This is a genomic window from Hymenobacter terrigena, from assembly GCF_054776515.1.
In genome coordinates, this window is record NZ_BAAHBU010000001.1 from 1,357,019 (window position 1) to 1,375,575 (window position 18,557).

Sequence of the window (18,557 nt, forward strand, 5' to 3'; positions counted from 1 at the left end):
TTTCACCGATGGCAGCCGCCGGTTTATCCGTTTTAATTCCGGTTTATAATCGCGCCGTTGGGGAATTAATTAATTCGCTGCTCGCCCAAATTACCGACTGGCCCGGCCCGGTAGAAATTTTACTACTGGACGATTTTTCCAGTGAGGAATTTCGTGGGTTGAACCGCCCACTGGCCCACCTGCCCGGTGTGCACTACCGGGAATTGCCTCGGAATGTGGGCCGCGCCGCCATCCGCAACCAACTGGCCGCCAGTGCGCAACACGAGTGGCTCCTGCTGCTGGACAACGACAGTCTGCTGCCCGACAATCAATTTCTGGCCCGCTACGCCGCCTTGCTAGGCACCGCAGCCGTCTTCATCGGCGGCACCTGCTACGAAGCCGCACCGCCCGCCGACCCGGCCTTGTTCCTGCGCTGGCATTACGGCGAGGTCCGCGAAGCCCGCCCCGCTGCCGTGCGCCAGGCCGCGCCTTACGGCCAGCTCACCATTAATAATGCGCTGATTCGGGCCGATATTTTCCGGCAGTTCCCGCTTGATGAGCGCCTGACCGGCTACGGCCACGAGGACACCAAATTTGGCGTAGAGCTGGCGGCGGCGCGGGTCGCCATCCTGCACATTGATAACCCGGTGCGGCACGATGGCCTGGAACCAGCCGCCTTGTTCCTGCAGAAAAGCGAGCAGGCCGTGCGCAACCTGGCTCAGGTATACCGCCAGGATGGTTTGGGTACCGATTCGCGCCTGCTGCAAATGGCTTTGCGCCTGCGTCGGCTGGGGCTGGCCCCGGCGGCCCGTGCCACGCTGGGGGCAGCGGTGCCGGCCTTGCGCCAGCAGCTGCTTTCGGCCGCGCCGCGGCTGCGGCTGCTCGATTTGCTGAAACTCTTCTGGCTGCTGCGGGAACTGGCCTGAGTTTGCTCGGTATCTTTGGCAGCCCTCTTTTTCCATCTCCGTTTTGATTCTTCCCGCCCCGCCCTCCCCCATTCATTTGCTCGATTTGGCGTCCGAACACGCGGCCCTGCAACCGGCGTTGAACGAGGCCATGCAGCAAGTGATGAATACGGCCACGTTTATTCAGGGGCCGGCCGTGGGGGAGTTTGCGGCCGAGTTGGGCAACTATCTGGGTGGCGCGCACATTATCCCCTGCGCCAACGGCACCGACGCCCTCACCCTGGCCCTGATGAGCCTGGAGTTGCCGGACGGGGCCGAAATTATCATCCCCGCTTTTACCTACGTGGCCACGCTGGAAGCCGCCGCCCTGCTGGGCCTGAAACCGGTGCTGGTTGATGTGCGGCCCGACACGTTTAATATCGACCCGGCCGCCGTAGCGGCGGCTATTACCCCGCGCACGGGCGCAATTGTGGCCGTGCATCTGTTTGGGCAATGCGCCGATTTGGAAGCCTTGCGTATGATTTCTCAACGCCACGGCGTGGCCCTGATTGAGGACAATGCCCAGGCCATCGGGGCAACGTTTCAATTTCAGAGCGGGGAAATTGCCTTTGCTGGCGCGGTGGGCGAAATCGGTACCACGTCCTTTTTCCCCTCCAAAAACCTCGGCGGCCTGGGCGACGGCGGCGCGCTCCTCACCCGCGACGCAACCCGCGCGGCCCTGCTCCACCAGCTCGCCAACCACGGCCAGAGTCGCAAATACCACCACCAGCGCATCGGCCTCAACTCCCGCCTCGACACCCTGCAAGCCGCCCTGCTGCGGGTGAAGCTGCAGCGGCTGCCCGCCAACACAGCCGCCCGCCAGGCCGTGGCCGCCCGCTACGATGCTGCGTTGGCGGGTGTGGCCGGCATTACCATCCCGGTGCGGGAGGCGCGCAGCAGCCACGTTTTTCATCAGTACACCATTCAGATAGAGCATCTTGGCCGGCGCGATGAACTTCAGCATTTTCTCAAAAGCTGCGGGGTACCGACCATGATTTACTACCCGCTGCCGGTGCACGCGCAGCCGGCTTATGCCTATCTGGGCTACCGGGCGGGGCAGTTTCCGGTGGCGGAGCGGCTGTGCGGGGCGGTGCTGTCGCTGCCCATTCATCCGCTGCTGACGGCGGAGCAGCAGGAGTATATCATCGGGTGCGTGGGGGCTTTCTTTGGAAAATAATTCGGTTTCGTGAGCAACTCTACCCCTGCAGTTCGTTTTGCCATTTGCGGCGTGGGCCACATTGGCCGCCGCCACGCGGCGCTGGTTTCGCGCCACGAGGGTGCCGCGCTGGCGGCCCTGATTGACGTGCGCGCCGACCTTCAGCCCGGCCTCGCGGGGGAGTTTCCGGGGGTGCCCTTCTTCGCTTCGCTGGACGAATACCTGCAAACCGGCCCGCCCGCCGATGTGCTCACCGTGGCCACGCCCAACGGCCTGCACGCCCCGCAGGCGGTGGCCGGGCTGCGACACGGCTTGCACGTTGTCATTGAAAAGCCCATTGCCCTGCATAAAGCCGATGCCGAAACCATCGTGCACACGGCCCTGCAAACGGGCAAACTGGTGTTTGGGGTGATGCAAAACCGCTATTCGCCGCCGGCGGCCTGGCTGAAGCAGATTTACGACGAAGGCCGCCTGGGCCAGGTGTTTCTGGTGCAGCTAAACTGCTTCTGGAACCGCGATGCGCGCTATTACAAGCCCGGCGGCTGGAAAGGCACGCAGGCGCTGGACGGCGGCACCCTGTTCACTCAGTTCAGCCATTTCGTCGATTTGCTGTACTGGGTATTCGGTGATATTGCCAACATCTCGGCCCGGTTCCGCGACTTCACGCACGAAGGCCTGACAGAATTTGAGGACAGCGGCCTCGTCACCTTCGACCTGCTGCGCGGCGGCAGCGGCACCCTCAGCTACAGCACTGCCGTGTGGGACCGCAACCTCGAAAGCTCCCTCACCGTGGTGGCCGAGCGCGGCAGCTTGCGCATTGCCGGCCAGTACATGGACAAAGTGGAGTATTGCCACCTCGAAGACTACCAGTTGCCCGCGCTGCCCCCCACCAGCCCCGCCAACGACTACGGCCCCTTCCAAGGCTCGGCCGCCAACCATGTCCAAGTCATCGAAAACGTGGTGGACACCGTGCAGCGCCGCAGTTTTGCTACAACGAATGCGCTGGAAGGCCTGAAGGTGGTGGAAATAATTGAACGGATTTATGCGCTGCGGCCAGCCGCCCCCGGCAATACTTCCCGCTCGCACTAAGCGCTTATGCTCCCTGCTCGCCACTCCGATTATACCAAGAGCCCGAGGTTGCGAGCGGGTTTGCGCTGGGTGCTGGCCCATAAGCGGACAGGCATTTTTCTGACGCTGGCAGTCCTCCTGTTGCCGTATCTGGCGCTGTGCGGCTACAACCAGCCGTTTTGGGACGACTACGGCAACGCGGCCCTGGCCCGCGACCGGGGCGCGCTGCCCGCCCTACGCCACCTTTACACCACCTGGACCGGCCGTTACACCGCCGGGCTGTGGCTCACGGCCCTCAACCCGCTCACCTATGGCTGGGACGCGGGCGTGCGCTGGTTTGCGCTGGCCTTGTTTGGGGCCACGGCGGGGGTGCAAGCGCTGGCATTGCGCACCATCACGGCCGCGCGCCTGGGCTGGGGCGCGGCGCTGGCGTGGTCGGGCGCGTGGCTGCTGGGGCAGCTTTACACCATGCCCAGCGTGAATTCCGGGTTTTATTGGTTTGCCAGTACCGTCACATACCAAGTGGCTGCGCTGCTATTGGTGCTGGTGCCGGTGGCGGTGCTGCGAGCGGGGCTGGCCACTACGGCCCTGGCCCGGGCGGCGTGGTATGGCGTGGCGGCCGGGGCGGCGGTGGGCGTAGCGGGCTCCAATGAACTGGCGCTGGTGCTGCTGCTGTGGTTGCTGGCCGTGCTCACGGTGCTGGCGTGGCGGCGCGGCGCGGATGGCAGCCGGCGGGCCTGGCTGGCCCTGCTGCTCCTGACGGCTGCGGCCGGGGCGGTGGCCGTGCTGGCCCCCGGCAACTTCGCCCGCATGGCCTACGAGAGCAAGGCGGCGCCGGGCATGGTGCGTGTCGTTGGGCGGGCCGTTGCGGTCATGGCCATGTTCCTGACCGAGCCCCGGCAGCTCACGGCGCTGGTGGTGGCCCCCGTGCTGCTGGCCCGGCTGGGCTACCGCACGCGGCACTGGCGGCCCGCCGCGTTGCGCCTGCCGCTGGCCCGGAGCCTGGGGGTGGTACTGGCGGGCTTGCTTGCCGCCTTTCTGCTGCTGAGCCGAACCTGGCAGGGCTACCCAGCCGTGCGCTCGCTCAATTTTCTGTGGTTCTGGCTGCTGAGCGGCTGGCTGCTGGCTTTGTGGGCCGCGCTGCCCGACCAGCTCAGTCCTGCTCAGGCCCGGCGGCGGCGCTGGCTGGCTTCGCTGCGGCTACCCGCGTTGCTGTACGTGGCGCTACTGGCGGGTGGCGGCACCGAGCGCAACGCGTGGCGGGAGTGGCTGGAAAACGCGGCATCCTGGAAAGCCCAGAGCGAGGCCCGAGCCGCCACCATTCAGACGGCCCGGGCCCGGGGGCAGCGCACGGTGGTGGTCGAAGGATTCCAGAACCTGCTGCCGCATCACATCCTGGTGCTGGGAGAGCCGCTGGGAGCCAATCCGGCTTCCCACCTCAACCGCGCCGTGGCCGACTGGTACCAGGTTGATTCGCTGAGCGTACGCAAACCCTACCTGGACAGCTTTGACGTTAACGTTCATTAACAAAGAACAGCAAGGCTGACGGCACGGCGACCTCAAACCACGGCTCCGCTCCAACAAAACTCGTTGTTGGGCAGGGCGTACCACACGGCGTTTTCGTTCACGCGCTCGCCCTGCACCGTGCGCAGGAAGGGCAGCTTGGTACCGGCCGCCACCAGCCGGGCGGGGGCCCGCCGGAACGGCTCGCCCCGCCGCACGTTGATGGCCGTGCGCGCCGTGACGGTACCGGTTACTTCGGCCAGCGGGGCGGGCAGGGCGGCAGCTTGCCCGGTGTAGCGGGCGTAGGCGGCGGGCACGTCCAGCAGCAATTGGGCGTAGGAGCGGTGGCTGCGGGCGAGGCCCGATTTGGGGTCGGTTTTGCGGGCGGGGTCGAGGATGTGGTGGCCCACAATGTCGCGGGCCGGGTCGAGTTTGAATTTCCAGCAGGCATAGGCCAGCACCCACACGAAACGCCGGTAGGCCTCGTCGGCATTGATGTTCGGCCCGAAGCAATATTCTACGCCAATGGCTGCGTCGTTGGCATTGCAGCCGTAGCGGCGGTTGTCTTCGCTGATGCTGTAAAGCACGTGCCAGGCCTTTTCGGGCGGGCCGGTGAGGGCGGGCACGCACTCCAGAATCTGGCGGTCATCCACAAACAGGTGGGCCGAAGCGCTGAGGGCATTGCGCGAACTCTCGTAATAGCTAACGTTGCCGGCCGCCGTCGAGCCGCTGTTGCCGGTGTCGTGCACCACCAGAAACCGTACTTTCTGGCGCATGAGCAGGCCCGCCCGGCGCTTGCTGGGCGTGGTGAGGTAGCGGGCCAGGATGGGGTATTCGAGGTCGGGAAACAAACGCATGGCGAGAAAAGCAAAAAGGAAATCAGCCCGGAATCTGGTTCGGACTTTCGGTCGGGTCCAGGTTGTCAAGGTCGTTGGCGGGGGCATCGGGTCCCATGTCTTCCTCGGCGCGGAACTGCACGGCCCCGGTCACCGGGTCGGCCGATGATTCGGCGGGGATGTCGCTGGCCGCTTCGGCGGATGGAGCGGCGGTTGCGCCGTTCCTGTTCACCGTCCCCACCACGGCGGGCGCTTCGGCCGCCACGGTGGAGACCGTCAGTCCGGCATCTTTGGCCAGGGGGCCGAAGCTAGTAGCATCGGCCGTCACTAGCTGGTTTTCCGGCGTTTTGTTTTCCTGCGATTTCAGGCCCAGGTACGTGGCACTGCTGATGCCCAGCAGCAGAATTTCGTTCTCGTTCCACTCAGGCAGGGCCACGGTTTTGTACACGGTGCGAACGAACAGGTAGCCCAGCAGCAACGTGAAGGCCACCTGCTGCAAGCGGTGGATGCTCACGCCTTGGTCGTCGGTCAGCATATCGAGCCACCAGCCCCGGCTGGGCGGTGGTGGTGGAGCCAAGGCATTCGCCGCGGGCTGGCCCAGTAGGCTGCCCAGCCCGGCCGTGCCCGCGCTGATGCCGAGCAGTTCCAGCGTGGTAGTGGAAATATTCGTCATTTCGCCCGTCACGCAGTAGATGAGCAGGTAGGAGGCCAACACTAGGAAGGTCCACCACGCCAGCTGGCTTTTGGCCAGGCTGAACATGGGCTCCTTGCCCGCCGGCGAAGTCCAGTTGGGCACCGCGTTGCGTAGCAGCCACGACTTGTGCGCCAGCAACACGATGGCCAGCGCCAGCAGCGCCACCACCGCCAGGGCTACGGCCAGCGCCACCGGCCGCACCAGCTTCAGCCGGATGGATTCCTGCGGGTATAAGTTGGTAATCACCCGGTCATCGTAGCCCAGCCCAATCTTGGCGGGGTGGGCAAACTCCCACGGCGAGCTGTACACCACGTTCCAGTAAGGGTTGGTGCTTTGGTGCCGGGTGAGGTGGAAGATGACTTTGGTGAGCGTATCCGCCGCCGGCACGGCCACCCGGCCGGAATCGAGCGGGGCGGCGGGCCGCGCGTTATTGACTGGGGGCAGCGTGTGCATCGACTCGGGCGGCATCCCAATCAGCGGGGCATCGTCGATGTAAAGCACCAGCCGTCGTGCCTGCGCCCGGGCTTTGCCGGGGTCCATTTGGCCCCGCATCAGGCGCGCCTCCTCATCACGCATGTAGCGCGCCAGGCCGGCCACCTCCAGGGTGATGTAGGCTTCCAGGGCAAACACGGAGTCCTGCTTGGGGTCGGCGGTATTGTAGAGCTTTAGAATGCGCGGCGTGGGGCCAGGAGCAGCCTGCCCGGGGTAAGCGCACAGCGCAAACACAAAGCTTAGGAAGCCGGCGGCCAGCCACGCGGCGGGCCGTCGCTTCCAGCGACGGGTAGAATCTATCATGCAGAAAAAATAACGCGGAGTACAGGCTAAATTTTTCTTTTTCAGCCCGTAATCGCAGTAAAAAGGCACCGAAATATACACCGAATTCGGACCGAAGGAATTTTCGTCTGACAAATTTTCCTCCTGCACTTAGCCGCCTGAATACAGGGGCTTACTTCTTCGCATCCACGAAGTTCTGGAAGGCGTAGGCCACGCCGATGGTGAGGCCCTGCGAGTATTGAATGCTGTGGTCCTGGTCGTAGTCGTAGAGGGCGATGCCGTTGAGGGCCACGTTGACGTACTTGCCCACTTTGGCGGTGAGAGCCACGTCGAGGCGGTGGTCAATTTCCTTGAAATTGAGGTGTTCGTAGTTGGCGAATAGCACGTAGCGGGCCTTGAGGTTGACGTTGGGGCTGATGTTGCGGTCGTATTCGGCCAGCACCTGCGCGGCCAGCACCTCGAAGCGGGTGCTGTGGCCGGGGTTCACGCCGTAGGGCCGGTCGCCGAGGGCGGCCACGAAACGGTCGACGCGGTTGACCACCGTGAGGCGCGGGGCAAAGGGCGAAAGGCGCACGTGGAAATAGGTGGTGGGATGGTATTCGAAGCCATAAGCGGCCGTGATGAAGGCCGGCGCGAAAGAATCGGAGGTGAGTTGGGTGCGGTCGTTGCCGGCGGCATCGGTGTCGTACTTGTAGCCGGGGGCAAACTGCGAGAGCAGGTTCAGCGACAGGAACATGTCCCAGCGCTCGGTGAGGGCGCGGCCGTATTTGGTATCGAGGAAGAGGCGATCCTGGCCCTTGCGGTAGCCCAAGCCCTTGGTTTGGGAGAAGGCAAAGAGGAAATCGGCTTCGTTGTCGAAGCTGTGCACGCCGCTTTTGCGGTTGGCCTTGGCGTTGAACAGGGCATTGAAACCGATGGTGTTGACGCCGCCGCCGCGCCAGTTGGTGCTGAGCAGGGCTTCGTTGAGGCCGAGGCCGGTTTTGAGGGATTTGTGCCAGAGCGGGTCGGGCTCGGCCGGCGGGGCGGGGGCCGGAATAACCGCGGGCGTGGTCTGGGCCACGGCGGCGGGGGTGGCAAGGGCAAGGACGGCCAGGGCAGACAGGGCGAGGGGGAAGAGTTGTTTCATGGCAGGGAAAGATTGGTTACGGAAGTAAATAACGGCGTTGCGTCGTGCTAATCTATTCAGCACCCAAGCCCATGATTACATAAGTTATTCTATATATATTTCTGCACCAGGAGCGGGCAGCCATTGTTTCGTGACAACTAAGGAGTCATTGTTTCACCCTTTACTGAAGCGTATGCGATTGTATCAACTCATTTATCAGAGCCAGTCGCTGGTGCCCTTCGATACTCCGGAACTAGTCGCGCTGCTCACGCAATGCCGCACCAACAACCTGCGCGACGGCATCACCGGCCTGCTGCTCTACACCCCCGACGGGCGCTTTCTACAAGTGCTGGAAGGCTCGCCCGAGGCCGTGCGGCGGCTCTACTACCAACACATCGCCGTCGACCCGCGCCATTTCAGCTGCCGGGTGCTCAGCGAAGGTCCCTGTAAGTACCGCGCCTTTGCCGAGTGGAGCATGGGTTTTCGCGTGGCGCAGCCCCAGCACCTGCGCACCCTGCTGGGCTACGTGCCCCCCGATTCGCCGGGCCTGCTGGTGCCGCGCCCCCACACCCGCCCCGAGCTGCTGGCGCTGCTGCGCGATTTCGTGGCCCAGTGCCAGGTGGAACCCTGGCTGGAACACCCGCTCATTTAGTGCGGCGGGCGGCCCGGCCTTCAAGCGACTCGCCGGGTTGGTATCTTTACCCCAATGCCTGCTCCGCCTGCCCCCTACCCCTTTGCTGCTCCGGTCACGCCGGGCGCGGCCCCCATTTCCTTCCTGGCCGCCACCGCCCGCGAGCTGCTGGACCGCTACGGTTCCGGCCCCACCGATGAGCTGTCCGACATCGTGGTTATCGTGCCCACGCGCCGCGCCGTGGTGTATCTGAAGAATGAGCTGGCGCTGGCCCTGCCCGGCGGCGCGCCGCTGTGGGCACCCCGCGTAGCCGCCATGGAAGACTACATGGTGGAGCTGGCCGGCGTGCAGGTGGAGGAGCCCATTGCCCTGCAACTGCTGCTTTATGACATCCTGAAAGGCATCGACACCGGGCTCGATTTCGATAGATTCGTGGGCTGGGCGGGCCTGCTGCTGAGCGACTTCTCCAACCTCGACCAGAACCTGGCCGATACCCACAAAGTCTTTGAATACCTGAGCGAAGCCAAGGCCCTGGAGCGCTGGGACCTGGCCGAGCTGCCGCCCAAAAGCCAGGCCGCCGCGCACTCCTTCAGCTTCTGGAACCAGCTGGAGCGGGTGTACCACGAGCTACAGCGCCGCATGAAGGCCAACCACCTCGCCTACCCCGGCCTGGCCTACCGCCTGGCCGTACAGAAGCTGGAGAAGGACCTGAAAGACCCGGCCAAGCCCGAACCCGCCCGCCACGTTTTCGTGGGCCTGGGCAATTTGTCGAAGTCGGAGGAAAAGCTGGTTCGCCTGCTGATGAACGCCGGCCGGGCCGAAATCCGCTTCGATGCCGACCCGTTTTACCTCGAAGCTGGCTCGCCCAACCGCGCCGGCCAGCACCTGCGCCGCTATTTCGAGCAGTGGAAACTGCCGCTGGATAACTTCGGTGCGGGCGTGGAATGGCTGCGCGGCCAGCCCCACCACATCCGCTACCTGGGCGTGGCCAACCCCAGCATGCAAGGCAAGCTGGCCGGCCAGCTCCTGGCCGAAGCCCGTCAGCGCTACCCCGATGCCACTGTGGCCGTGGTATTGCCCGACGAAACCCTGCTCCTGCCCGTGCTCCACGGCCTGCCGCCCGACGAAGTGCCCGACTACAACGTGACTATGGGCCTGAGCTTCCAGGCCACGCCCCTGTTCAACCTGGTCGATTTGCTGTTCGAAGTGCACCTCACCGGTATCCGCGAGGGCAGCCAGGAAACCGGCTACGGCGTGCCGCGCTACCACCACCTGGCCGTAACCAAGCTGCTCTCGCACCCCTTCCTGCGCCGCTACCAGCACTGGCAGGACCAGCAGGTCGACCAGCCCCAGTACCACGGCATCCTCGACCAGGTTTGCCGCGAAATCGTGCGCCTCAACGCCGTGCTGCTGCCTGCCGAAGAGCTGCTGAAGCTCGGCGCGCACCACCCGCTCATCGAGGCCCTGTTCAAAACCTGGGACAACTGCGACGATATCATCGCCGCCTGCTACACCGTCATCGACCTGCTGCGCCAGGTGTACGCCGCCGAAGTAGCCGACACCGACCGCGAAGCCAGCCTCGGCTCCGAGTATCTGTACCTGTTTTACACCCTCGTCAAGCAGCTCGATTCGGCCTTCGACTGCCGCGAGCAGCGCCTGTCGGTGCGCTCCTTCCGCCGCTTCCTGTATGAGCAAATGGGCCGCACCCGCCTGCCCTTCTCCGGCGAGCCCCTGGCCGACGTGCAGGTAATGGGTTTGCTCGAAACCCGGGCCCTGGATTTCGACCACCTCATCATCCTCAGCTGCAACGAGGGCGTGCTGCCGGCCCCTAAGCGCCAGCAGTCGCTGTTCCCCTACGACGTCCTAACGGCGGCCAACCTCCCCACTTATGCCGATGCCGAGGCCATCACGGCCTACAACTTCTGGCGCTTATTGCAACGAGCGCAGCGGGTTGATTTGGTGCACGTGCTGCCCGGCGCCGAGGGCATGAAGAGCGGCGAGCGCAGCCGCTTTCTGCTGCAATTGCAAAACGATTTATTGCCCCAGAACCCGCAGCTCACGCTCGAAGATTTGACCGTTTCGGTTGCGGGCCCGGAAGTGGAGGTCGGCGTGAATCCTTACGAGGGCGACCTCATTCTCGAAAAAGACCCCGAAATGCTGGCCGCCCTGCGCGGCGTGCTGGAGCGCAACATCTCGCCCTCGCGCCTCAACGATTTCCTGGCCTGTTCGCTGCGGTTTTACTTCTCGAAAGTGGCCCGCTTCCACGAAAACGACGCCGTGGAAGAAACCCTGGAGGCCAGCAGCTTCGGCACGATGGTGCACGAGGCGCTGGAAAACCTGATGTTGCCCTTCCATCAGGATGCCCGTCAGATTACGGCCGAGGACATCCCCGAGCTCATCCGCCAGGCCCCGGCCGAGGTGCAGCGCGCCCTGCGCCAGGAAGCCACCGAAAAGCATGCCCGCGCCGACGAAGGCCTGAACCACGTGTACGGCCAAGTCGCCACGCGCCTCGTGGTGCGCTTACTGGAAAGCCTGACCGAGCAGCCCGGCCTGCTGCCCATCCGCCTCTTTGGCTTGGAAAAGGAGTTGGCCGCCACTGTTTTCGTGGATGTGCCGGGCCAGCCCGAGCCGCTGGCCGTGCGCCTGTTCGGCTTTGCCGACCGCGTAGACGAACTGCCCGACGGCCGCCTGCGCGTGGTCGACTACAAATCCGGCCTCGTGAAAAAGAGCGACCTCCAACTGCGCGGCTACCGCGACAAGCTCAGCCCCGCCGAAGCCGTGGACCGCCTCCTCCACGAGCCCAGCAGCAGCGCCGACAAGGTGCGCCAGCTCTGGCTCTACCGTCTCATGCTGGCCCACACGGTGCAGCGCGAAACGGCCGATACATCCATCCTCTCCCTCCGCAACATCGACGAAGGCCTGCTCTCCGCCGACCTCAGCTTCCTCACCGACGGCGGCGGAGACTTCGTAACCGTTTCCGAAGACTTAGTGCGTAAAATTGCCCTGCGCATCCTCGACCCCACCGAGCCCATCCGCAAAACCGACGACTTCACCAAGTGCGAGTATTGCCCCTACAAGGGCATCTGCGCACGCTAATTTCCCACCCATGCAAGACCAAAACACCAAAGACGAATTCATGCAAGCCGCCATCGACGAAGCCCGCCTGGGCCGCTCGCAGGGCGGTATTCCCATCGGCTCCGTGCTCGTGCGCGACGGCAAAATCATCGGCCAGGGCCACAACAAGCGCGTGCAGGAAGACTCCGCCATCAAACACGGCGAAATGGATTGTTTGACGAACGCCGGCCGCCAACGCAGCTACCGCGACACTGTCATCTACACCACGCTGATGCCCTGCTACATGTGCGCCGGCACCATCGTGCAGTTCAAAATCCCCAAGGTGATGGTGGGCGAGTCGCGCACCTTCGGCGAGTCCCGCGCTTTCCTCGAAAGCCACGGCGTAGAAGTGGTGGATTTGGACCTCCAGGAGTGCGTGGACATGATGAATGAGTTCATCGAAGCCGAACCCACGCTCTGGAACGAGGATATTATGGAGCTGTAAGGCCTCCTAAAAAGCAAAACGGAGAACGGTCATGCTTCGGCGGCGCTCAGCATGACCGTTCTCCGTTTTGTTCGGCTTCCCTTCTACCGCGCTACTTCCGCAGCACGCGCCGGGTGAAATCCGACAGCACCAGCGTGCCGCTTATGCCGGCGCGCTCGGTCAGCAGCGTATCCCAATGCTCGGTGCCCTGCCAGAACACCTGCTTCATTGCCCGAGCAGCATCCGGCGCGTAAGTCGCCATTTTAGCGGCAAAAGTGGCAACTGCGGCATCCAGAGCGGCCACATCTTCCACTACTTCGGCATACAAGCCCTTCTGCTTCGCCCAGGCAGCCGAACGGAATTCGCCCGCATCCAGCGCCAGCTGCTGGAAGGCCGATGTGCCAATCTTGCGCTCCACGGCTGGTCCTACCACGAACGGTCCAATTCCTACGGCCAGCTCGCTCAGCTTCACGGCCGCGTGCTGGGTGGCGAAGCAGTAATCCGTAGCGGCGGCCACGCCCACGCCGCCACCCACGGCCTTGCCCTGCACCCGCCCGATGATGATTTTCGGGGCCGTGCGGCAAGCATTAATCACCCGCGCAAAGCCGGAGAAGAATTCCAGCCCCTGCTCTTTGGTTTCAATGGTCAGCAGCTCATCGAAGCTGGCTCCGGCGCAGAATGTGTGGTCGCCTTCGCTTTTCAGCACAATGACTTTCGTGGCCTCGTCCTGCCCGGCTCGGGTGATGGCCCGGGCCAAATCGTTCAGCACGCGGCTGGGCAGTGAGTTGTGCGAAGGGTGAAAAAAGGTGATGGTGGTGATGCCCGCGGCATCGGTTTCGGCCAGGACATGGCCGGCAGTGAGGGTGCTCATATTATTCCTGATTCTTCTTTTTTACCATCGTCAAAATCGTCGCCACCGCCACGGTTTCGCTGGTTTCGTCGGTTATCGTCACCAGCCAACGCACAATGCCTTTGGCGATGTCGTTTTCATCACGCTTTTCCTGGCCCACCTTTTCCTTCACCGTCAGCTTCACGCCGATGGTGGTACCCGGGTACACGGGCTTTGTGAAGCGGCATTCGTCGAGGCCGTAGTTGAGCAGCACCGGGCCTTTGCGCGGGTCCACGAACATGCCGGCTGCCTTGCTCAACACGTAGTAGCCGTGGGCTACGCGGCCGGTAAAGAGCGTGCCTTCCAGGGAAGTAGCATCGACGTGGGCGTAGAAATTATCGCCCGAAATTCCCGCAAAGTTGGCAATATCGGCCTCGGTCACGGTGTGCTTGTGGGTGGTGTAGGTTTCGCCGATTTCCAGTTCCTCGAAGTATTTCTGGAAGGGGTGCTTGTCATATTCCACCTGCTTCGCGCCGGTCTGGTACACCTCGGTGATGGCCGTAATCATGCTCGGCGAGCCTTGCAAAGCCACGCGCTGCATAAAGTGCTCCACGCCCCGGATGCCGCCCATCTCCTGCCCGCCGCCGGCCCGGCCGGGGCCGCCGTGAATAAGCTGTGGCAGCGGCGAGCCGTGCCCGGTGCTTTCCTTCGCCATCTCGTTGTTCAGCACCAGGATGCGGCCGTGGTGCGTAGCCGCGCCCAGCACGAACTCCTGCGCCGTGCGCGGGTCGTTGGTGGCCAGCGAGCACACCAGTGAGCCCTTGCCCATGTTGGCCAGCGTCACGGCTTCGTCGATATCGTGGTAAGGCATCAGGGTCACCACCGGGCCAAAGGCTTCGATTTCGTGGCTGTCGAGGTGCTTGAAAGGCTCTTTGTTTAGCAGTACGATGGGCGAAGTGAAGGCACCCTTGGCATAGTCAGCGCCGCGTTCCTTGCCCAGCAGCTCCACGTTTTCCAGGTCGCCGTACACAATGGGCGTGTTCTGGGCCAGGTGCCGCACCCGCTCGCGGAAAATCTCGGCCTGCGCCCGGCCGGCCAGTGCGCCCATGCGCACGCCCTCGGCCTGGGGGTGGCCCACCGTCGTCTGCGCCAGCAGCTTGCCTAGAGCAATTTGCACATCCTCCAGCAGATTTTCGGGCACAATGGCGCGGCGAATGGCGGTGCACTTTTGCCCGCACTTAGCCGTCATCTCCTTGCGGATTTCCTTCACGAACAAGTCGAATTCCGGCGTACCGGGTTTCGCGTCGGGCCCCAGCACAGCGGCGTTGAGGGAGTCGGCCTCCATGGTAAACGGCACGGCCTCCTCAATGATGCGCGGATGAGCGCGCAGCTTGCGCCCTGTCGCGGCCGAGCCGGTAAAGGTGACCACGTCCTGGTACGTAACGTGGTCGAGCAGGCCGTGACCCGAGCCTACCACCAGCTGCAACGCGCCTTCGGGCAAAATGCCGGAGGCGATGATTTCGCGTACCACCGCCTCGGTGAGGTAGGCCGAGGGCACGGCCGGCTTCACCACGGCGGGCATGCCGGCCAGCAGGTTCACCGCGATTTTTTCCAGCATCCCCCAAATGGGAAAGTTGTAGGCGTTGATGTGCACGGCCACGCCCTCGCGCGGCACCAGCAGGTGGTGGGCCATGAAAGTACCGCCCTTGCTCAGGCCCACCGGCTCGCCCTCTACGTAAAACGGCTTGTCGGGAAACTTGCGCCGTAGCGAAGCATTGGCAAACAGGTTGCCGATGCCGCCCTCGATGTCAATCCAGGAATCGGCCCGGGTGGCACCGGAGCGGTAGCTCAGCTCATAAAAAATCTCCTTCTTTTCCTGCAAGTGAAAGGCCAAAGCCTTCAACATCCGTCCCCGCTCGTGGAAGGTCATTTTGCGCAGCTTGGGGTTGCCCACGCGGCGGCCATAATCAAGAATTTTCTCGAAGTCGAAGCCTTCCGTATTGGCCAGGGCAATGACTTCGCCGGTGCTGGCATCGAGTAGTTCCTGGGGCGAATTCCCGCCGGTCGTCCAGCGGCCGAGGGTGTAGTTTTCGAGGATGGGAGTCATGAGAAATCAGTGTAGCACAAGCTTTAGCTCGCGCAGGATAATCATTTCGTTATGAGCAAGCTACACCTTGCGCTAGAGTGCGTGCTCCGGAGCTAGGAATAGCTGATGGGTGCGGGCTTTGCGGCGCAGCAGCGGGCTGGCGCGGTACCGGTCTTCGTGGTATTCGGCGTAGAGGCTGTCGAGGGTGCCCAGCACGGTAGTGGGGCCCAGCTCGTCGGCCCAGGCCAGCAGGCCTTTGGGGTAGTTCACGCCCTTGGTCATGGCCAGTTCCAGGTCGGTAGCCGTGGCTACGTTCAAGGCCAATGCATCCACGGCTTCGTTGATAAGCATGGCCACGATGCGGTTTACTATCAGGCGCCCGAGGGTTTTGTCGCGGATGGGCTCAGGCTGCGCGGCATCAGCGGCGTAGTTATAGAAACCGCGCCCCGACTTGCGACCGTAATAGCCAGCCTCAAAAAGCCGCTTTTGGGAGAACGACGGCTTAAAGCGCGGGTCGTAGAAAAAGGCGGTGAAGACAGATTCCGTCACGCGGTAGTTCACGTCGTGGCCGATAAAGTCCATCAGCGCGAACGGGCCCATGCGGAAGCCGCCCAGCTCCGTCATGGCCCAGTCGATGGTCGCCATGTCAGCAATGCCTTCTTCCATTATTCGGATGGCCTCGCCATAGAACGGCCGCGCCACGCGGTTCACAATGAAGCCCGGCGTGTCCTGAGTCAGCACGGGCAGCTTGTTCCAGCTGGCAACCAGGGCTTTGATTTCTTCTGCCAATCCCTCCCGCGTTTGGACAGCGGGAATCACCTCCACCAGCTGCATAATGGGAGCCGGGTTGAAAAAGTGAATGCCCACAAACCGCTCCGGCCGCTGGCAGGCCGCCGCAATCGATGTCAGCGACAGCGACGAGGTGTTGCTGGCCAGCACACAACCGGCTGAAACCACGCCTTCGAGCTTGCGGAAAAGTTGCTGCTTCACCCCCAAATCCTCCACAATGGCCTCGATAACAAGGTCACAATCTGCGAAATCCTGCACGTCGGAAGTGGCGTGCAGGCGACTGCCGGCGGCCTCGGCCGCTTCGCTGGTCAGCTTGCCCTTCGCGGCCAGCTTATTCAGACTATCCTGAATGCCGGAAACGGCGCGCTCCAGCGCGCCGGCGTGCTGGTCGAGCAGGCGCACCGGGTGGCCGGCCGTGGCCACCACCTGCGCAATACCGGCGCCCATGGCCCCGCAACCGATGATGCCGATGGTTTTCATTGGCCAGTGAAGCTGGGTTGACGTTTTTCGAGGAAAGCGGCGACGCCTTCGCGGTAATCGGTCGTGTTGCCGGCGCGGAGCTGGTAGTCGCCCTCGGCGCGCAGCTGCTGGGCCACATCGTTGGCAAACGTGCTGTTCAGCAATTGCTTGGTATAAGCCAGGCCTTTGGTGGGCATGGCGGCCAGCTTGCGCACCAGCGCGGCCACGTCCTGGTCAAACGTCTCGTCGGCGAAGGCTTTATAAATCATGCCCATCTGCACGGCTTCGGCGGCACTTACTTTGTCGCCGGTCATCATCAGTGCACTGGCCCGCTGCATTCCGATGAGGCGAGGCAGGAAATACGTCCCCCCGCTGTCCGGAATCAGCCCAATCTTGCTGAATGCCTGAATAAAAGACGCTGATTCTTTGGCCACTACAATGTCGCAGGCCAGGGCAATATTAGCGCCTGCACCGGCCGCCACGCCGTTCACGGCCGCCACCACCGGCTTATCCAGCTCCCGAATGAGCAGAATAATGGGGTTGTAATGCTTCTCCACAATTTCCGCCACCTCCGGACTATCAGGCCCGGTGATTTCAGCCAAATCCTGCCCCGCGCAAAACGCCCGGCCGGTCCCAGTGATGAGTACCGCTCGCACCTCGGCATTGGCCTGGCAATCACGCAAATGCTGCTGAAACGTCAGCGCCAGCGGCTTGTTCACGCTATTAAACACCTCGGGCCGGTTGAGGCGGATGGTGGCGACGCCGTCTTCCAGCGAGAAAATTAGGGGGTTGTTTTCGGGCATAGGATGAAAAGAATTGGAGAATGCTCCGGTTGGCAGCGTGCATTCAATCAACTGTGGCATTTGAAATAATCGAACGGCTCACGACAGTCGTCGCATTGATACAGCGCCTTGCACGCCGTCGACCCAAATTGGCTGACCAGGTGCGTGTGCTCCGACTTGCAGAGCGGGCAGCGCACAGCGGTTTCTTTCCCGAACAGATTCAGAACATGGCCGCTGGCCGTGCCGTCAATCGGCGGGGCAATGCCGTAGGCTTCCAGCTTCTCGCGGCCGGCTTTCGTCATCCAATCAGTAGTCCAGGCCGGACTAAGTTGATTATTGATGGTCAGCTTGGTATAGCCTGCGGCCAATAGTCGCAACCGGATATCGGTAGCAATGGCATTCATGGCCGGGCAGCCCGAATACGTGGGCGTAATGGTCACGGTAATATGGTCGCCCTCCACGCGCACAGCCCGCACAATGCCCAAGTCCAGGATGCTGAGCACCGGCACTTCGGGGTCGGTCACTTCTTCCAGCAGCTGCCAGATGTGGGCTTCGGTGGGAGGCGCGGGCGCTACCATGTCAGGCCGGGAAAGGTGCGCTGCATGTACTGCAGCTCGGTCAGGATGTAACCTAGGTGCTCGGTGTGGCGGCCTTCTTTGCCGCCCGTCAGCATAAATACCTGTTGGGGAATAGAAAGCGTAGCTTCTGTCAGCACGCGCTCGGCGTGGTCAGCCATCTTTACCTGAATATCAGCATAATCCGGAATGAGGCCAGCCGTTTGCAGCTCCTTTTCCAGTGCCGTGGGCGTGGTCAGCTCGCCCGAGAAGCGCCACAGCTCTGCAATAGCTTTTTCCACTCGGCGGCGGCTTTCCTCCGTGCCGTCGCCCAGCCGTATAATCCACTCCGAACTCCACTTCAAATGGTAAGTGGCTTCCTTTAGAGATTTCTCCGCAATGGCCGCCAGCCGCTCATCGGCATTGGTCAGCAACTGCTTGAGGAAGTGGTAGTGGAAGTTATCAAACAGAAACTGCCGCACCACGGTATCGGCGAAGTCGCCGTTGGGCTGCTCCACCAGCAGCGGGTTGCGGTATTCGGTGGCACTGCGCAGGTAGGCCAAGTCATCTTCGGTGCGCCCCTGCCCTTCCAGCTCAGCAGCGTATTGGTAGAGGCTGCGGGTTTCGCCCAGCAAGTCCAACGCGATGTTGGCCATGGCCAAATCCTGCTCCAGAATCGGCCCGTGCCCGCACCACTCGCTGAGCCGGTGGCCCAGAATCAGGCTGGTATCGGCCAACTGCAGCACGAACTGAAACAACTGCTGCCGCACCGCCGGCGCATATGTGGCCAGAGCTGGGTTTTCCGAAGAAGCAAACTGCATAGTACCCTG

The 18,557-nt window shown here is 63.0% G+C and carries 16 protein-coding genes; 7 read left to right on the top strand and 9 right to left on the bottom strand.

Going from position 1 to position 18,557, the window contains the following annotated elements; translation table 11 throughout:
• The first annotated feature begins 8 nt into the window (after positions 1-8).
• From ACYU7Q_RS05570 to ACYU7Q_RS05585, 4 genes are read left to right on the top strand one after another with little or no spacing between them, the layout of a single operon-like run.
• Positions 9-905 (top strand): glycosyltransferase family protein, encoded by an 897-nt coding sequence (locus ACYU7Q_RS05570; protein ID WP_460608438.1) that lies wholly within the window; start codon positions 9-11, stop codon positions 903-905.
• Between the two features lie 43 nt (positions 906-948).
• Positions 949-2,100, top strand: coding sequence for a DegT/DnrJ/EryC1/StrS family aminotransferase (locus ACYU7Q_RS05575; RefSeq protein ID WP_460608439.1), 1,152 nt, complete (start codon positions 949-951; stop codon positions 2,098-2,100).
• Between the two features lie 9 nt (positions 2,101-2,109).
• A complete protein-coding gene (locus ACYU7Q_RS05580) occupies positions 2,110-3,168 on the top strand; it encodes a Gfo/Idh/MocA family protein (RefSeq protein WP_460608440.1) in 1,059 nt (352 codons plus the stop codon).
• Between the two features lie 6 nt (positions 3,169-3,174).
• Positions 3,175-4,674 (top strand): DUF6056 family protein, encoded by a 1,500-nt coding sequence (locus tag ACYU7Q_RS05585; RefSeq protein ID WP_460608441.1) that lies wholly within the window; start codon positions 3,175-3,177, stop codon positions 4,672-4,674.
• A gap of 32 nt (positions 4,675-4,706) precedes the next feature.
• On the opposite strand, the gene ACYU7Q_RS05590 is transcribed toward ACYU7Q_RS05585, so the two are convergent.
• From ACYU7Q_RS05590 to ACYU7Q_RS05600, 3 genes are all read right to left on the bottom strand, one after another.
• Positions 4,707-5,507, bottom strand: a complete 801-nt coding sequence (locus ACYU7Q_RS05590) for a peptidoglycan recognition protein family protein (RefSeq protein WP_460608442.1) — start codon at positions 5,505-5,507, stop codon at positions 4,707-4,709.
• Positions 5,508-5,529: 22 nt separating this feature from the next.
• The gene (locus tag ACYU7Q_RS05595) at positions 5,530-6,975 is read right to left on the bottom strand and encodes a hypothetical protein (protein WP_460608443.1); all 1,446 of its coding nucleotides are present in this window, start codon (positions 6,973-6,975) and stop codon (positions 5,530-5,532) included.
• A 151-nt stretch (positions 6,976-7,126) separates the two neighbouring features.
• Complete coding sequence (locus ACYU7Q_RS05600; RefSeq protein ID WP_460608444.1) at positions 7,127-8,080, bottom strand: DUF3078 domain-containing protein; 954 nt, start codon at positions 8,078-8,080, stop codon at positions 7,127-7,129.
• A 172-nt stretch (positions 8,081-8,252) separates the two neighbouring features.
• Between ACYU7Q_RS05600 and ACYU7Q_RS05605 the strand changes: the two genes are divergently transcribed.
• The 3 genes from ACYU7Q_RS05605 to ACYU7Q_RS05615 are packed head-to-tail and all read left to right on the top strand — an operon-like array spanning position 8,253 to position 12,249.
• Positions 8,253-8,711: a BLUF domain-containing protein gene (locus ACYU7Q_RS05605; RefSeq protein ID WP_460608445.1), complete on the top strand. Its 459-nt coding sequence runs from the start codon at positions 8,253-8,255 to the stop codon at positions 8,709-8,711.
• Between the two features lie 54 nt (positions 8,712-8,765).
• Positions 8,766-11,786 (top strand): PD-(D/E)XK nuclease family protein, encoded by a 3,021-nt coding sequence (locus tag ACYU7Q_RS05610; protein ID WP_460608446.1) that lies wholly within the window; start codon positions 8,766-8,768, stop codon positions 11,784-11,786.
• A gap of 10 nt (positions 11,787-11,796) precedes the next feature.
• On the top strand, positions 11,797-12,249 hold the full coding sequence (locus ACYU7Q_RS05615) for a nucleoside deaminase (RefSeq protein WP_460549944.1): 453 nt from the start codon (positions 11,797-11,799) through the stop codon (positions 12,247-12,249).
• A gap of 91 nt (positions 12,250-12,340) precedes the next feature.
• Here ACYU7Q_RS05615 and ACYU7Q_RS05620 read toward each other — a convergent pair whose 3' ends face one another.
• The 6 genes from ACYU7Q_RS05620 to paaC form a co-directional block, all read right to left on the bottom strand.
• Entirely contained in the window at positions 12,341-13,099 is a 759-nt protein-coding gene (locus tag ACYU7Q_RS05620) for an enoyl-CoA hydratase/isomerase family protein (protein WP_460608447.1), read from the bottom strand.
• Position 13,100: 1 nt separating this feature from the next.
• A complete protein-coding gene (gene paaZ, locus ACYU7Q_RS05625) occupies positions 13,101-15,164 on the bottom strand; it encodes a phenylacetic acid degradation bifunctional protein PaaZ (protein WP_460608448.1) in 2,064 nt (687 codons plus the stop codon).
• A 72-nt stretch (positions 15,165-15,236) separates the two neighbouring features.
• Positions 15,237-16,412, bottom strand: coding sequence for a 3-hydroxyacyl-CoA dehydrogenase NAD-binding domain-containing protein (locus ACYU7Q_RS05630; RefSeq protein ID WP_460608449.1), 1,176 nt, complete (start codon positions 16,410-16,412; stop codon positions 15,237-15,239).
• Entirely contained in the window at positions 16,409-17,194 is a 786-nt protein-coding gene (locus ACYU7Q_RS05635) for a Clp protease/crotonase-like domain-containing protein (RefSeq protein WP_460608450.1), read from the bottom strand. Before ACYU7Q_RS05635 ends, ACYU7Q_RS05630 begins: the two co-directional genes overlap by 4 nt.
• A 47-nt stretch (positions 17,195-17,241) precedes the next feature.
• Entirely contained in the window at positions 17,242-17,751 is a 510-nt protein-coding gene (paaD, locus tag ACYU7Q_RS05640) for a PaaD family protein (RefSeq protein ID WP_460608451.1), read from the bottom strand.
• Complete coding sequence (gene paaC, locus ACYU7Q_RS05645; protein ID WP_460608452.1) at positions 17,745-18,548, bottom strand: 1,2-phenylacetyl-CoA epoxidase subunit PaaC; 804 nt, start codon at positions 18,546-18,548, stop codon at positions 17,745-17,747. Before paaC ends, paaD begins: the two co-directional genes overlap by 7 nt.
• Between the last annotated feature and the right edge of the window lie 9 nt (positions 18,549-18,557).

Coding starts and splice junctions, on each gene's coding strand:
- ACYU7Q_RS05570 (WP_460608438.1), top strand. CDS start 9: ATGGCAGCCGCCGGTTTATCCGTTTTAATTCCGGTTTATAATCGCGCC.
- ACYU7Q_RS05585 (WP_460608441.1), top strand. CDS start 3,175: ATGCTCCCTGCTCGCCACTCCGATTATACCAAGAGCCCGAGGTTGCGA.
- ACYU7Q_RS05590 (WP_460608442.1), bottom strand. CDS start 5,507: ATGCGTTTGTTTCCCGACCTCGAATACCCCATCCTGGCCCGCTACCTC.
- ACYU7Q_RS05595 (WP_460608443.1), bottom strand. CDS start 6,975: ATGATAGATTCTACCCGTCGCTGGAAGCGACGGCCCGCCGCGTGGCTG.
- ACYU7Q_RS05600 (WP_460608444.1), bottom strand. CDS start 8,080: ATGAAACAACTCTTCCCCCTCGCCCTGTCTGCCCTGGCCGTCCTTGCC.
- ACYU7Q_RS05605 (WP_460608445.1), top strand. CDS start 8,253: ATGCGATTGTATCAACTCATTTATCAGAGCCAGTCGCTGGTGCCCTTC.
- ACYU7Q_RS05610 (WP_460608446.1), top strand. CDS start 8,766: ATGCCTGCTCCGCCTGCCCCCTACCCCTTTGCTGCTCCGGTCACGCCG.
- ACYU7Q_RS05615 (WP_460549944.1), top strand. CDS start 11,797: ATGCAAGACCAAAACACCAAAGACGAATTCATGCAAGCCGCCATCGAC.
- ACYU7Q_RS05620 (WP_460608447.1), bottom strand. CDS start 13,099: ATGAGCACCCTCACTGCCGGCCATGTCCTGGCCGAAACCGATGCCGCG.
- paaZ (WP_460608448.1), bottom strand. CDS start 15,164: ATGACTCCCATCCTCGAAAACTACACCCTCGGCCGCTGGACGACCGGC.
- ACYU7Q_RS05630 (WP_460608449.1), bottom strand. CDS start 16,412: ATGAAAACCATCGGCATCATCGGTTGCGGGGCCATGGGCGCCGGTATT.
- ACYU7Q_RS05635 (WP_460608450.1), bottom strand. CDS start 17,194: ATGCCCGAAAACAACCCCCTAATTTTCTCGCTGGAAGACGGCGTCGCC.
- paaD (WP_460608451.1), bottom strand. CDS start 17,751: ATGGTAGCGCCCGCGCCTCCCACCGAAGCCCACATCTGGCAGCTGCTG.
- paaC (WP_460608452.1), bottom strand. CDS start 18,548: ATGCAGTTTGCTTCTTCGGAAAACCCAGCTCTGGCCACATATGCGCCG.